The 12,697-nt window shown below is 68.1% G+C and carries 18 protein-coding genes and 1 riboswitch; of the genes, 11 read left to right on the forward strand and 7 right to left on the reverse strand.

All coding sequences use genetic code 11. The features are described from left to right. The first annotated feature begins 204 nt into the window (after positions 1-204). The 7 genes from FPP74_RS00005 (at position 205) to FPP74_RS00035 (ending at position 6,091) form a co-directional block, all read left to right on the forward strand. Positions 205-588, forward strand: a complete 384-nt coding sequence (locus FPP74_RS00005) for a hypothetical protein (protein ID WP_095547541.1) — start codon at positions 205-207, stop codon at positions 586-588. Positions 589-614: 26 nt separating this feature from the next. Then, positions 615-712, forward strand: a riboswitch (TPP riboswitch). After that, on the forward strand, positions 703-2,214 hold the full coding sequence (locus tag FPP74_RS00010; protein WP_144716721.1) for a bifunctional hydroxymethylpyrimidine kinase/phosphomethylpyrimidine kinase: 1,512 nt from the start codon (positions 703-705) through the stop codon (positions 2,212-2,214). It overlaps the preceding riboswitch by 10 nt. Further along, positions 2,207-2,872, forward strand: a complete 666-nt coding sequence (locus FPP74_RS00015) for a thiamine phosphate synthase (protein WP_144716722.1) — start codon at positions 2,207-2,209, stop codon at positions 2,870-2,872. The genes FPP74_RS00010 and FPP74_RS00015 overlap by 8 nt, the downstream gene beginning before the upstream one ends. Further along, on the forward strand, positions 2,869-3,984 hold the full coding sequence (gene thiO / locus FPP74_RS00020; RefSeq protein ID WP_144716723.1) for a glycine oxidase ThiO: 1,116 nt from the start codon (positions 2,869-2,871) through the stop codon (positions 3,982-3,984). Before FPP74_RS00015 ends, thiO begins: the two co-directional genes overlap by 4 nt. A 9-nt stretch (positions 3,985-3,993) precedes the next feature. Beyond that, a complete protein-coding gene (gene thiS, locus FPP74_RS00025; protein WP_144716724.1) occupies positions 3,994-4,191 on the forward strand; it encodes a sulfur carrier protein ThiS in 198 nt (65 codons plus the stop codon). 2 nt (positions 4,192-4,193) lie between these two features. Next, complete coding sequence (locus FPP74_RS00030) at positions 4,194-4,988, forward strand: thiazole synthase (RefSeq protein WP_144716725.1); 795 nt, start codon at positions 4,194-4,196, stop codon at positions 4,986-4,988. Next, positions 4,985-6,091 carry a ThiF family adenylyltransferase gene (locus tag FPP74_RS00035; protein ID WP_144716726.1) on the forward strand — a complete coding sequence of 369 codons (1,107 nt, stop codon included), beginning with the start codon at positions 4,985-4,987 and terminating at the stop codon, positions 6,089-6,091. Before FPP74_RS00030 ends, FPP74_RS00035 begins: the two co-directional genes overlap by 4 nt. 17 nt (positions 6,092-6,108) lie before the next feature. Here the strand turns inward: FPP74_RS00035 and FPP74_RS00040 are convergent, their stop codons facing one another. The 4 genes from FPP74_RS00040 to FPP74_RS00055 all read right to left on the reverse strand — a co-directional run bounded on the left by FPP74_RS00040 (position 6,109) and on the right by FPP74_RS00055 (position 9,038). Then, positions 6,109-6,735: a DUF305 domain-containing protein gene (locus FPP74_RS00040; protein WP_186439344.1), complete on the reverse strand. Its 627-nt coding sequence runs from the start codon at positions 6,733-6,735 to the stop codon at positions 6,109-6,111. Between the two features lie 108 nt (positions 6,736-6,843). Continuing rightward, a complete protein-coding gene (locus FPP74_RS00045; protein ID WP_144716728.1) occupies positions 6,844-7,335 on the reverse strand; it encodes a YdcF family protein in 492 nt (163 codons plus the stop codon). Continuing rightward, a complete protein-coding gene (gene purE / locus FPP74_RS00050) occupies positions 7,328-7,837 on the reverse strand; it encodes a 5-(carboxyamino)imidazole ribonucleotide mutase (protein ID WP_144716729.1) in 510 nt (169 codons plus the stop codon). The genes FPP74_RS00045 and purE overlap by 8 nt, the downstream gene beginning before the upstream one ends. A 40-nt stretch (positions 7,838-7,877) precedes the next feature. Further along, positions 7,878-9,038, reverse strand: a complete 1,161-nt coding sequence (locus FPP74_RS00055) for a 5-(carboxyamino)imidazole ribonucleotide synthase (protein WP_144716858.1) — start codon at positions 9,036-9,038, stop codon at positions 7,878-7,880. A 41-nt stretch (positions 9,039-9,079) separates the two neighbouring features. Between FPP74_RS00055 and budA the strand changes: the two genes are divergently transcribed. Both budA and FPP74_RS00065 read left to right on the forward strand, forming a co-directional pair. Then, positions 9,080-9,832 (forward strand): acetolactate decarboxylase, encoded by a 753-nt coding sequence (gene budA / locus FPP74_RS00060; RefSeq protein ID WP_144716730.1) that lies wholly within the window; start codon positions 9,080-9,082, stop codon positions 9,830-9,832. Further along, positions 9,825-10,034, forward strand: coding sequence for a PLDc N-terminal domain-containing protein (locus FPP74_RS00065; protein WP_144716731.1), 210 nt, complete (start codon positions 9,825-9,827; stop codon positions 10,032-10,034). The genes budA and FPP74_RS00065 overlap by 8 nt, the downstream gene beginning before the upstream one ends. On the opposite strand, the gene FPP74_RS00070 is transcribed toward FPP74_RS00065, so the two are convergent. Beyond that, positions 10,031-10,495, reverse strand: a complete 465-nt coding sequence (locus FPP74_RS00070; protein WP_144716732.1) for a hypothetical protein — start codon at positions 10,493-10,495, stop codon at positions 10,031-10,033. The two genes, FPP74_RS00065 and FPP74_RS00070, sit on opposite strands and share 4 nt — an antisense overlap. Positions 10,496-10,504: 9 nt before the next feature. Then, positions 10,505-11,227: a biotin--[acetyl-CoA-carboxylase] ligase gene (locus tag FPP74_RS00075; protein WP_144716733.1), complete on the reverse strand. Its 723-nt coding sequence runs from the start codon at positions 11,225-11,227 to the stop codon at positions 10,505-10,507. 127 nt (positions 11,228-11,354) lie between these two features. On the opposite strand from FPP74_RS00075, the gene FPP74_RS00080 reads away from it, so the two are divergent. Then, positions 11,355-11,525, forward strand: a complete 171-nt coding sequence (locus tag FPP74_RS00080) for an RNA helicase (protein ID WP_095547553.1) — start codon at positions 11,355-11,357, stop codon at positions 11,523-11,525. 40 nt (positions 11,526-11,565) lie between these two features. Next, a complete protein-coding gene (locus tag FPP74_RS00085) occupies positions 11,566-11,931 on the forward strand; it encodes a hypothetical protein (protein ID WP_095547554.1) in 366 nt (121 codons plus the stop codon). 17 nt (positions 11,932-11,948) lie between these two features. On the opposite strand, the gene FPP74_RS00090 is transcribed toward FPP74_RS00085, so the two are convergent. Next, positions 11,949-12,614: a Fic family protein gene (locus FPP74_RS00090; RefSeq protein ID WP_144716734.1), complete on the reverse strand. Its 666-nt coding sequence runs from the start codon at positions 12,612-12,614 to the stop codon at positions 11,949-11,951. Positions 12,615-12,697 lie beyond the last annotated feature (83 nt).

The following is a 12,697-nucleotide window of genomic DNA, read 5'->3' on the forward strand; positions in this document are numbered from 1 at the left end:
CGATGCCGCGGCTGTCGAGGGTGATCAGGTCGTCGAGAAGCGTCATGCCACACAGCATAAACCTGCTTGACCTGCGGGTTCAATGGTTTGTGAGAAGGATTCCACTTTCGGCCGAGCAGGGAACCGGAGGGGTGTTTTCAACGTCTAATAAGGTTTCGGGGTTTCAAGGCAGCGCGCGCACAGGAAAGTGCTACAACTGATGCTATGAAACGAGCAACCAGGGCGTTTATCGCCGCAGCAACTGCCACCGCCATGATCGCCGCCGCGCAGCCGGCCCTCGCACAGGAGGGCGCCGGCGAGATGGGCGTGACCGTCAACGGCGAGCCGGTGAGCGTGGAGCAGGGCGAGGGCGACGAGGTCGTCGTCAACGTCGACGTCGCCGCCGACGGCACCGCCGATTCCGGCGAGCAAGAGCAGCCGGCCGCGGAGGAAACCCAGGACACCGACGTCACCGTGGGCAAGGAGCTCGACGTCGCCGCGATGCTGCTCGGTCTGGTCGCGCTCGTCGCCGCGATGGCCGCCGGCTGGCTGTACTTCGCCGCGCCGGTCCTGGGCATCGAACTGCCCACGCTCAACCTGCCGTTCTAGCGGCGCGGGGGCTGTGCTAGCGTCGCCAGTGTGACACGGGGTGCCCCCGAGCGAGGGGCTGAGATCAGACCCGTCGAACCTGCACTAGCTCGAACTAGCGAAGGGATTGTCCCCATGCACGCTGCGCCCGCACTGCCCCGCATCCTCACTATCGCCGGCACCGATCCGACCGGCGGCGCCGGAGTCCAGGCCGACATCAAGTCGATCCAGGCCGCCGGCGGGTACTCGTATAGCGTCGTGACCTCGCTGGTCGCGCAGAACACGACCGGCGTGCAGGAGATTTTCGCCCCGCCGGTCGAGTTCCTGCGCTCACAGCTGCGCTCCGTCGCGGACGACGTGGAGATCGACGCCATCAAGATCGGCATGCTGGGCACCACCGAAATCATCGACGTGGTCCGGGACTTCCTCACCGCACACGCGCGAACGTGCAGGGTGGTGTTGGATCCGGTGATGGTGGCGTCGTCAAGCGATCGGCTCCTTACGCGCGAGGCTGAAGCGGCTCTGCGCGAGCTGGCGCGGCTCGCCGACGTGATCACCCCGAACCTGCCTGAGCTGGCCGTGCTCGCCGGCGCGGAGACCGCCACCGAATTCGACGCCGCGATCGCGCAGGCGCGGGGGCTGGCGCGCGAGCTGGGCACGACCGTCATTGTCAAGGGCGGCCACCTGGGCGGCGCGCACGCGGATAACGCCGTGGTCACCGCCGAGAGCGTGCACCGCGTGCCCGTGCAGCGCGTGGACACGAAGAATACGCACGGCACCGGCTGTTCGTTCTCTTCGGCGCTGGCCACGCGGCTGGGCGCCGGCTTTGACACGCCCGCGGCGACCGAGTGGGCGTCGCGCTGGCTGCACGAGGCGATCGCGCACGCTGATGCGCTCGCCGTTGGGCGCGGGCACGGCCCCGTCGACCATGGGCACATGAACCGTCGCATGCAGCGCGCGGCCGATACGCGCCCCGAGCACTTTTTGCTTATCGACGCCCCACCAACCCCTCCCCTCGCCACACCGTCAGGCCCCTACACCCAGGCACTGTGGGACGCCTCGGCGCCGTACCTCACCGCCATCATGGAGCTGCCGTTCATCCGCGCGCTCGGCGACGGCACCCTGCGCCGCGAGGACTTCCTCTTCTACCTCGAGCAGGACGCGTACTACCTGGTGAGGTACGCGCGCTCCCTGCACGCGCTCGGCGGCGCGTGGGCTTCGGATGCCGACGAGGCGATCGCCGACGAGCAGGAGATGCAGCGCACCTGGCTCGCTGACCTGGACCGCGAGACGCTGCCGTCGCCGGTCACGCGCGCCTACACTGACTTCCTGCTGGCCTCCACGCTCGGCGAGCCCGCGGCGATCGGGCAGGCCGCGGTGCTGCCCTGCTACTGGCTGTACTACGAGGTCGGCGCGCGCCTGGCCAAGCGCAACCACGACGCGCACCCCTACCGCGACTGGTTGGCAACCTACGCCGGCGACGAGTTCCTCGCGTCGGTGCGCGGCGCGATCGACCGCTGCGAGCGCACGCTTGCAGACGCCCCGGACGCGCTCGACGCCGCGGTGCGCGCCTGCGCCGTCGCCTCGCGCTACGAGCTCGACTTCTTCGACCAGGCGGACCGCGCGTGGGTGATCCGCGATGTCTAGGCCGCTCGACCTGCGCTGCTACTTCGTCACCGGGCAGCCCGCCGAGGAGGTCCCGCGCATCGCTGCGCTGGCGGCCGCGGGCGGCGCGGGCGTGATCCAGGTGCGCAGCAAGCCGATCGAAGAGTCCGCGCTCGAGTCGCTGGCCTGCGCGGTCGCCGACGCCGTCGCTCAAGCCAACCCCGCCACGCGCGTGCTTATCGACGACAACGTCCACCTCGCCGCCCGCCTCATCCCCACCCACCACGTCCACGGCGTACACATCGGCCAGGACGACATGGACCCACGCGACGCCCGCGCGCTGCTCGGCCCCGACGCCATCATCGGGCTGACCACCGGGACCCTCGACCTGGTGCAGGAGGCCAACGAGTACGCCGGCGTGATCGACTACATCGGCGCGGGCCCGTTCCGCCCCACGCCCACGAAGGACTCGGGCCGCGCCCCGATCGGGCTTGACGGGTACCCGGCGCTCGTCGAGGCGTCGCGGCTGCCGGTGGTGGCGATCGGCGACGTCCACGCCTCCGACGCCGCCGCCCTCGCCGCCACCGGTGTGGCCGGCGTGGCGATCGTGCGCGGTTTCATGCGCGCCGAGGACCCGCGGGCGATGGCGGCGGGTATCGCGGCCGACTTCGACCGCGTGGCTGCGGGCGGCGCGCTGTGAGCACCTACGAGCACGTCATTGTCGGCGCCGGCATCATCGGCCTGACCACCGCCTTCGAGCTCGTGCGACGCGGGGTGGACCCGCAACGCATCGCGCTCGTGGACCCGGCGCCCGCCAGCGGGGCGACCAACGTGGCTGGCGGCATGCTCGCCCCCGCCGCGGAGGTGCAGTACCGCCAGGAGCCGCTGTACCCGCTCATGCTGCAGTCGGCGGAGTTGTACCCGTCGCTGGTGAAGGACCTCGTCGCGGCCATCCCCGGCACCGACGTGGGGTACCGCACCGAGTCGACGTTCGTCGTCGCCGCCGACCGCGCCGACGCCACCCACCTGCGCGAGCTCACCGAGCACCAGCACACGCACGGGATGGACGTCGACAGGCTGACGCTGCGCCAGGCCCGCTCGCAGGAGTCGGGACTCAGTCCGCAGCTCGCGGGCGTGATAGAGATCCCCGGCGACCACCAGGTCAACCCGCGGATGTTCGCCGCTGCCCTGCTGCGCGTGCTGGACCACAAGGGCGTTCGGCTTGTCCGCGAGAAGGCGGGCGCGCTGCTGTGGGAGGGGGCGGCGTGTGTGGGGGTTGAGGTGGGCGTCGAGAAGCGAAAAGTGCTCGGCGCGACGACCTATGTGTGCAACGGGCTTGGGGCGCGCGCGCTGGGCCTGCCGCTGAACCTGCGGCCGGTGCGCGGCGACATGCTGCGGCTCGGGGCCGCCAACGCGCCGGTGGGCCGCGTGATCCGCGCGTTTGTGGAGGATCGGCCGGTCTACATCATTCCGCGCACCGACGGCACGATCGCCGTGGGCGCGACCAGTCGCGAGGACGCGCGCGAGCGACCAGCCGTCGACGGGGTGTACACGCTGCTGCGCGACGCCATCCGCATCGTGCCGGGGCTCGAGGACTGCGAACTCATCGAGGCGCTCGTGGGCAACCGCCCCGGCACGCCCGACGACCTGCCGTACCTGGGGCTTGGCGGCGAGAACCTCGTCGTGTCCACCGGCTATTTCCGGCACGGCATCTTGCTGGCGGCGCTCGGCGCGCGCGTCGGCGCTGACCTTGGGCTTCGGCGCACCACGGCGGTGGACATCGCCGCGTGCGACCCCGCCCGCCACAAGTAAAGGAGCATCATGCGCATTACTGTCAACGATCAACCCCGCACCTTCGACGCCGCGCCCACCGTCGCGCAGCTCGTCGACGAGGTGGTGGGCCGTTCCGAGGGTGTCGCCGTGGCCGTCAACGGCAAGGTGGTGCCCGCGAGCCAGTGGGGCCGGGTGCTTAACGACGCCGACGTCGCCGACATCCTCACCGCCGTCCAAGGAGGCTAACCGTGCTGCAGATCGCGGATAAGGCATTCGACTCGCACCTGATCATGGGCACGGGTGGGGCGACGAGCCAGCAGCTGCTGGAAGACGCGCTCGTTGCCAGTGGGACGCAGTTGACTACGGTGGCGATGCGTCGGCACGCGGCGCGCGCGGACGGTGGCGGCGAGAGCGTCTTCGACATGCTCACCCGCCTGGGGATCGACCCGCTGCCGAACACCGCGGGCTGCCGCACGGCGCGCGACGCGGTGCTCACCGCGCAGCTGGCGCGCGAGGCGCTCGGCACGAACTGGGTGAAGGTGGAGGTCATCGCCGACGACCACACGCTGCTTCCGGACGTGGTCGAGCTCGTCGACGCCTGCGAACTGCTCGTCGCCGACGGCTTCACCGTGCTCGCGTACACCTCTGACGACCCGGTGGTCGCGGCGCGCCTCGAGCAGGTCGGCGTCCACGCGGTCATGCCGCTGGGCTCCCCGATCGGCACCGGGCTCGGCATCCTCAACCCGCACAACATCGAGCTGATCTGCTCGCGCGCCGAGGTGCCAGTGCTTCTCGACGCCGGCGTGGGCACCGCCTCCGACGCCGCCCTTGCCATGGAACTCGGCTGCGACGGGGTGCTGCTGGCCAGTGCCGTGAACCGCTGCCAGGACCCGGTCGCCATGGCGCAGGCGATGCGCCACGCGGTGGAAGCGGGGCGCTTGGCGCGGGGCGCGGGGCGGATTCCGCGGCGGACGCATGCGGAGGGCGCGTTGGCGTCGTCAAGCTTTGAAGGCCTGGCGAGCTGGGAGGACCAGGTGCTATGAGCCTCCCCCACGCTGAGCTGCGGCGCACCGCGCGCCAGACGCTGCTCCCGGGCTTCGGGCTGGCGGGCCAGGAGGCGCTCAATCGCGCGCACGTGCTGGTCATCGGCGCGGGCGGGCTCGGGTGTCCGGTGATGCAGTCGCTGGTGGCGACGGGCGTCGGCACGATCACGGTCATCGACGACGACGTCGTGGACGACACCAACATCCACCGCCAAATCCTGTTCAGCGCCGCCGATGTCGGCCGGCCCAAAGTCGAGGTGGCGGCCGAGCAGCTGCGACGGCACCGCGACGACGTGCGCATCAACGCCCTGAACGAACGACTCGACGCGTCCAACGCCGCCGAGTACTTCCGCGACGCGGACCTGGTCATCGACGGCTCCGACACGTTCACCACGAAGTTCCTCGCCGCCGACGCCGCCGAACTCACCGGCACCCCGCTGGTGTGGGGTTCGGTGCTGCGCTTCCACGGCGAGGTCGCGGTCTGGCACTCCGGCCCGAACATGCGCGGCGTGGGCCTGCGCGACCTCTACCCCACCCACCCCGCGCCCGAGGACACCCCGGACTGCGCCACCGCGGGCGTGCTCGGCGTGACCACCTCCGTCGTCGGCGGGCTCATGGCCACCGAGGCGGTAAAGCTCCTCGCCGGGATGGACGAGGCGGAGATCGGCGTGCTCACCGTCTACGAGGCGCTCGCCGGCACGCTCAAGCGCTTCCAGGTCGCGGCCGACCCGGAGCGCGAGCTGGTGACGAGCCTGGACGCCCACGCCGCGCCGGCCGCCTCGTGCGCGGTGCCACAGCACGGCGACGGCGAGAAAGCGCGGCTACTCGCGCAGATCGCGGACGGCGAAGCGACCGCGCTCGACGTGCGCGAACTCGGAGAGAAGGCGATCAAGGACCTGCCGCAGGAATCCGCGCACCTGCCCACGTCCGCGTGGCGCGAGGACCCGGACGCGGCGATCGCGCTGCTCGACGAGCTGCGCGGTGCGGGCGACGTCGTGGTGTACTGCGCCTCCGGGAAGCGGTCCGCGGACTTTGTGGAGCGCTTCGGCGAGGCCGCCGCGGAGCGCGGAGTCACGCTGCGCAGCCTGCCGGGCGGGCTCTAGCCGCTGCGCCGTGCGGGTTACTCAGTCAGAGTGCTTTCGCCCCTGGCTTCGAGGAGCTGTTCCATCTCGTCCATCTCGGCGGTTTGGACGTCGAGCATTTGCTGGGCCAGGTCCACGAGGGGCTGGTAGCCGCCGTTATCGATCTGGTCTTGGGTCATGGCAACGGCACCCTCGTGGTGGGAGTGCATCAGCTGGAGGAACAGGGTGTCTGCGTCCTCGCCATCAAGTTTTTCCAGCTGCTCCATCTGCTCTGGCATCAGCATGCCGTTGGCGACGTGCGGGGCATGCTGTGCCATCAGGTCGCCCTGGTCCCATTGCTCGGCCCAGTCGACCATGGTGTCGATCTCTTCCTCTTGCCCGACTTTAATTCGTTCGGCGAGGTCCGCTGTGGCTTCGCTCGTGCCGTCCGCGGCCAGGATGATGTCGCTCATGTCCACGGCTTGCTGGTGGTGCGGTGTCATCATCCCGAGAAAGTGCAGGTCCACCCCGTTGACTTCTGCGGGTTGGTTGGCCCCGGATGTCACCTCGACACCGTCCTTGTCGGTCTGGGTGGCGTTTTCTCCGGCGCATGAGACTGCACTGACCCCCAGTAGTGCAACGGCAGCCAGGCCGGTGATGCGTCGACGAAGTGGTGTGTGTGTCATGGAAGGGCCCTCCTCAGACCGAAGTATCTGCGCCATACCCAGGATGGGTATACCCCCTAAGGGTATCGCAGAGCGCTCACACCACGCCGAAGGGGGCCAGCGATCGCCCTATTTAGGCGGGATTCCCAGGGTGTGCGCGAGGCGTCGCCAAGCAACGCGCGCGGCGGAGTGCGGCAGCGCGACGACCTCCCGGGCATAGTTCTTCGCACGCGAGCGCCGCGGGGTGCGCGCCGGCACCATCTCCACCGGAATGCCCAGGTGCCAGGCCCACACGCGCGTGCGACGGACGTGGAAATTGCTGGTCACCACGATCAGGCGCGGCGAGTGCGGGAAGAGCGCGCGAGAGTTCTCCAGGTTCTCGTTCGTCGATGTCGCGTGAGGCTCCTCGACGATCAGCTCGCGGGGCACGCCGCGCTCGGCGAGCCAGCGCGCCATCACGCCCGATTCGCCGCATCCGGTGACCACGATGGTCCGCTCTGCCCCGGCGCGGGCGTCGATACGCCAGCGCACGAGCGCGGCGACAAGCCGGGCGTTGAGCATGCGGGAGGGGCGACCGTCGACAATGCGCGCCCCGAGCACCACGATGGGGCTGCTACTCACCCAGCAACCGGCTGCGCAGCGCCTCGTCCTTCTTCTCCACGGCGGCGGCCATGTCCTCCTGGTAGCGCACCATCTTCGCCTGCAGCTCGGCGTCGGCCGCGCCGAGGATGCGCGCGGCGAGCAGGCCAGCGTTCTTCGCCCCGCCGATGGAGACGGTGGCCACCGGCACGCCCGCCGGCATCTGCACGATGGACAGCAGCGAATCCATGCCGTCGAGCGTGTCCAGCGCGCGCGGGATACCAATGACCGGCAGCGGCGTTGCAGCCGCGACCATGCCGGGCAGGTGGGCGGCGCCACCAGCGCACGCGATGATCGCGCGCAGGCCCCGCTCGTGGGCGCTCTTCGCGTACGCGAGCATCTTGTCGGGCGTGCGGTGCGCGGACACCACGCCGACTTCGAAGGGCACGCCGAACTCGGCGAGCACCTCGGCGGCGGGTTGGACGGTGCCCCAGTCGGAATCGGAGCCCATGATCAGGCCAACGAGGGGTTGCTGTGCGGTCATCGGTTCAACCTTTCTTGTTGCAGCGCTTTTCGACGCCAGCCTACGTCCAACTCGCCGTCACCAGGAACTGCGCGGCGTGCTCGGCGAGCTTGCGCGTGGACACCACGTCGTAGCCGGTGACGTTGACGTGCCCGATCTTGCGTCCCGGGCGCCAGTCCTTGCCGTAGAGGTGGACCTTCGCCTCCGGGTAGCGCAGCATGACTTCCCTAACGCGGCGCTCCATCGGCATTTCCGGATCTTCCTCGCCGCCGAGGACGTTGACCATGACGGTGACGGGGGCGACCATTTCGGTCTCGCCGAGCGGGAAGTCGAGCACGGCGCGCATGTGTTGCTCAAACTGGGAGGTCAGGCAGCCATCCTGCGTCCAGTGCCCCGTGTTGTGGGGGCGCATGGCCAGCTCGTTGACGGACACGGCGGTGCCGGTCTCCGTCTTGTACTCGAACAGCTCCACCGCCATCACACCGGTGACATCGAGCTTGCGGGCGATGAGCTTGGCCAGGTTCTGGCACTCGCGCGCCAGCTGCGTCGACAGGTCCGGGGCCGGGGCGATCGCGACGTGGCAGATGCCGTCGGTCTGGCGCGACTCCACGACCGGCCACACGCGCATCTCGCCGGAGCGGGTGCGCGCCACCATGGCGGACAGCTCGCGGACAAAGTCGACCTTCTCCTCGGCGTAGAGCACGATGTCTTGGCCCAGCATGTCGCCCACCAGCTCCACGAATTCGTCGAGCGAGTCCGGGAACCAGACGCCCTTGCCGTCGTATCCGCCGCGGGTGGTCTTCAGGCATACGCGGTGCTCGTGGCGCTCCCAGAATGACTTCGCCGCATCCACCGAGTCGATCGGCGCGTAGTCAGGCACCGGCACGCCGAGCGATTCCAGCTTGCGGCGCTGCTCCAGTTTGTCCTGGGCGTAGATGAGGGCTTCGGGGCGCGGTTCGACGGTCACGTTGGCGTCGATAAGCTGCTCCAAATGCTCGTTGGGCACATGCTCATGGTCGAAGGTGACCGCGGCCGCACCGTGCGCGACCTCCTGAAGATCCTCCAGGTTGGTGTAATCGCCGATGCGCACATCGCCGAACACCTGCGCGGCCGACGAGTCTTCACTCCCCGCAAGCAGGCGAGTGTGCAGGCCGAGTTCGATGGCCTCGGTGTGCATCATGCGGGCGAGTTGGCCGTCACCGACGACCACGACAGTTGGCATTTGTTGTGCGTCTTTCACGCACTTCACCTTACCCTGGTGCTATGGCTTCGAATTATCAGGCGCTTTCCCGCCACACCATCTTCCAGAACTCGCTTATGACCGCTCTCCTCGACGGCATTTACGACGGCGAGCTGACCATCAGCGACATCCTGTCTAAAGGCAACTTCGGCCTCGGCACCTTCGATGCGCTCGACGGCGAGATGATTATCCTCGACGGAGTCTGCTACCAGCTCACCAGCGACGGCAAGGCGCGCGTCGCGGACCTGGACCAGCGCACGCCGTTTACGGTGGTGACGAACTTCGTGCCGCGCATCACCGTCGACGCACCGCAGGGCATGCGCCGCGGCGAACTGTCCGCCTTCGTGGACAGCCTGGAGCCCAGCCGCAACTTCTTCTACGCCGTGCGCATCACCGGCACCTTCGACAAGGTGGTCACCCGCACCGTGAGCAAGCAGGAAAAGCCCTACCGCCCCATGACCGAAGCAATTAACGACGACGCCGAGCACCACTTCGAAAACGTCACCGGCGTCATCGGCGGCTTCCGCACCCCCGCCTACGCCAAGGGCATCAGCGTGCCGGGCTGCCACGTCCACTTCATCGACGACGAGCGCACCTCCGGCGGCCACGTCCTCGACTACACCGTGCGCGAAGCCCGCATCGAACTGTGCCCCGGCACCGACATGGACCTCCACCTGCCGGTCACCGCCGAGTTCCAGCAGAGCGACCTCACGCCGGAGGACCTGGACAGCCAGCTGCACGACACGGAGATCAAGGGCGCGCAGATTAATGGGTAGTGCGTCCTCACCACTGGAACCGGAACCGATCGACTACGCATTGTGGGGGCTGACGGCGCTGGCGTTTGTGCTGGCAGTCGCGGCGCTCGTGTGCATTGCGCGCGACGAGCACACGACGAAATCAGGCGTCGTTTCGCTTCTCGTTGTGCTGCTGGTCCCGCTGTTGGGACCGATCATGTATTTCGTGTACCGGAGGCGCTAGCGCAGCTCGCCCGCGAGCGCCTTCTGCAGCGCCTTGTCGACGGCGCGCGCCTTGCCCACCTGCTCGAAGACGAGCGGACGGTCGTAGCCATAGACCGCCACCGAGATCCCGCCCTTGACGCGGCGGGCGGAGTGGATCTGCTCCAGGGGGATCGAGTCGACCGCGCCCCGGCGCCCGCGGGCGAGGATGCGGCGGTCCGTGAGGATGAAGCGGCGGCGACGGGAGCTGACCAGCGGGGCCACGAAGCGCCACAGCGCCAAAAACGCCCACACCAGCACGACGACGTTGCGCAGCGCCGGGTCCACGCCCGGGGTCACATCCATCCAGCCGATGGCGATCCAGGCCACGCCCGTGATCACGATGAGTTCCATGAGGGGGAAGGTGAGGGTGGAAAGGGGGGCGCAGACGTCGGCAAGCACCTGCTCGTCTTTGCTCGTCTGAAACCGCACCTTTCTTGACATGCGACCAGGCTACTGTTTCGGGCGCAGGTGATGCACATCGCCGACGGAGTACGCGGTGCCGTCGATGATCACTTCACCATTGTCGTTGATGCCGTCGACCACGCCGTGGACGTCGCGGTCGTGCAGCTCCATACGCACCGTCTGGCCGATCGTGGAGCAGACCCTGCGGTAGTCGGCGAGCAGCTGCGGGTCGCGGTCCTGCCACTGGCCGAGGCGGTGGCCCATAGCGCGCAGGACCTCGATGGTGAAGTCGTCGAAGTCGACGTCGATGCCTTCGAGGTTGAGCGCCGTCGCAGTATCGACGGGCAGCTGCTCCGGGCGGAAGTTCACGTTGATGCCAATGCCCACGACCACGTTCGGCAGCGCCAGGTTGGACAGGATGCCCGCGATCTTCTTGCCGCCGATCTGTACGTCGTTCGGCCACTTCAGGCGCGCCTGCGGCACGACGTCGGTGACCGCCACGCCCGGCGCGATGGAGAGCAGGCCGAAGTGGTTGGGGTCCGTGCCTGCGTCGATGACCATGCTCATGGCCAGCTGCGCGCCCTTCGGCGTGACCCACGTGCGGTTCAAGCGGCCCTTGGAGGCGGTCTGCTCGTCGGCGATGAGCACCATGCCGGCCTCGCCGTCCTTGACCATGTCTGCGTTGGTGGAGCCGGTGGTCTCCGTGTAGCGCACCTTCGGCCAGTAGTCGGCGACGGCGGTTTGGATGCGGGCGAGGTCCTTTACTGTCATGCCCACGATTCTATGCGGTGTGGGGTGTGGTGTGGCGTGGTGTGTGTGGGGTGACGGGGACGCAAGTAACGACGCGGGCGTGTAGCTATAATTTTTGGAGTTGGGATCCGGAAGGTAGGTGACCCACGTGGAAAGGCGTCACATCTCAGAGGACGAGGTCTACGTCCCCAAGACCGACGTGCCGCCTCACGCCGGCCACATCGCAGCGGCCAAGCTCATCATGAAACGCCACCGCGAGGGCAAGAGTCGCTTGGAAATCACCCCGAAGATCCGCTACCTCGCCAACTACGATTCCTAGGGTTTCCTTTGCCGTATCACCCCGGCGTAGCGTGGCAGGCATGAATACATTGCAAAAAGCACTCATCCCCGTCTTCGGTGGCGCGGGAGTACTCCACTTTGTCAAGCCTGAGCCATTCGACGGCATCGTTCCCGAGCAGCTGCCCGGCAGCGCGCGGACCTACACCTACGTCTCCGGCGTGGCCGAACTCGCTACCGCAGCCCTGCTTGCCAACGCGAAGACGCGCGCGACCGGTGGCGCCGTCGCGGCGGCGCTTTTGCTCGCCGTGTGGCCGGCCAACTTCAATATGGCGTGGCAGTGGCGCAACAAGCCCTGGTACCTGCAGGCGGGCGCCATCGCACGTCTCCCGCTGCAGATCCCGATGATCCGTGCTGGGTGGGACCTCTATAAGCAGGGCGCGAAATAACACGTGCCAGTTCGCTGCTACTTTCCCTCGGCTGCTTGGTGGGCCAGCATAAATTCGACGACGGCATCGATCGCGCGGCCGTCCTCGCCTCCACAGACGTAGGCACGAGCCAGGAGGTCGTGGAATTGCGCCTCTACGGCCCCGCTCCCCTCCCGATCGTGCGGGACCACCAACACGATGCCGTCAGGCAGGAGCGCGTTCGCAGCCAAAATCGCGGTCCGCTTGTTACCGTCCTCGAACGGCTGAGCCCTGGCCAATACGACGAAAAGCCGTGCTGCGTCAGCGGGCGTCGGGCTTAGTCCGGTCACGGTGTCGTCGATAAGCAATTGCAGCGCGTCCATATCCAAAGCCGGGGGCATATGGTCGCCGTGGACCGTGCGCACACCAATGCGCTGCTCCTCGCGGCGCAGCTCACCCGGATGCAAGGCCGCCGAGCGCGTCATTGCGGCATTAATCTCACAGACATGCGCCGCGGCGATTGTCTCGCGGCCACGTTTTATCCGCAACGCCACTCGCGCAGCAGCCTGCAAATCTTGTAACAGCTGCAGGTCGGCACGCGAGGAAATCCCGTCGGTTGTGCCGTTTTCCAAAAAAGCCGCGGTCGCGAGCCGCCCTGACCGCAAATTTTCAAATACCTTGCCAGCAGAGTAAATGACTGCGACAAGCTTGTCCGTACGCAACATGCCTCATAGGATAGCGCCTCGCAGCCACTTTCGACCATACGTTCGACGATCCCTCTGCCGATGTTCGGCTGCCCAATTACTGT

This window comes from Corynebacterium sp. NML180780 (assembly GCF_007786415.1).
Lineage (GTDB): Bacteria > Actinomycetota > Actinomycetes > Mycobacteriales > Mycobacteriaceae > Corynebacterium > Corynebacterium gottingense.

Coding starts and splice junctions, on each gene's coding strand:
- FPP74_RS00005 (WP_095547541.1), top strand. CDS start 205: ATGAAACGAGCAACCAGGGCGTTTATCGCCGCAGCAACTGCCACCGCC.
- FPP74_RS00070 (WP_144716732.1), bottom strand. CDS start 10,495: ATGTCAAGAAAGGTGCGGTTTCAGACGAGCAAAGACGAGCAGGTGCTT.
- FPP74_RS00010 (WP_144716721.1), top strand. CDS start 703: ATGCACGCTGCGCCCGCACTGCCCCGCATCCTCACTATCGCCGGCACC.
- FPP74_RS00035 (WP_144716726.1), top strand. CDS start 4,985: ATGAGCCTCCCCCACGCTGAGCTGCGGCGCACCGCGCGCCAGACGCTG.
- thiS (WP_144716724.1), top strand. CDS start 3,994: ATGCGCATTACTGTCAACGATCAACCCCGCACCTTCGACGCCGCGCCC.
- budA (WP_144716730.1), top strand. CDS start 9,080: ATGGCTTCGAATTATCAGGCGCTTTCCCGCCACACCATCTTCCAGAAC.
- FPP74_RS00055 (WP_144716858.1), bottom strand. CDS start 9,038: ATGCCAACTGTCGTGGTCGTCGGTGACGGCCAACTCGCCCGCATGATG.
- FPP74_RS00040 (WP_186439344.1), bottom strand. CDS start 6,735: ATGACACACACACCACTTCGTCGACGCATCACCGGCCTGGCTGCCGTT.
- FPP74_RS00075 (WP_144716733.1), bottom strand. CDS start 11,227: ATGACAGTAAAGGACCTCGCCCGCATCCAAACCGCCGTCGCCGACTAC.
- FPP74_RS00085 (WP_095547554.1), top strand. CDS start 11,566: ATGAATACATTGCAAAAAGCACTCATCCCCGTCTTCGGTGGCGCGGGA.
- FPP74_RS00065 (WP_144716731.1), top strand. CDS start 9,825: ATGGGTAGTGCGTCCTCACCACTGGAACCGGAACCGATCGACTACGCA.
- purE (WP_144716729.1), bottom strand. CDS start 7,837: ATGACCGCACAGCAACCCCTCGTTGGCCTGATCATGGGCTCCGATTCC.
- FPP74_RS00090 (WP_144716734.1), bottom strand. CDS start 12,614: ATGTTGCGTACGGACAAGCTTGTCGCAGTCATTTACTCTGCTGGCAAG.
- FPP74_RS00015 (WP_144716722.1), top strand. CDS start 2,207: ATGTCTAGGCCGCTCGACCTGCGCTGCTACTTCGTCACCGGGCAGCCC.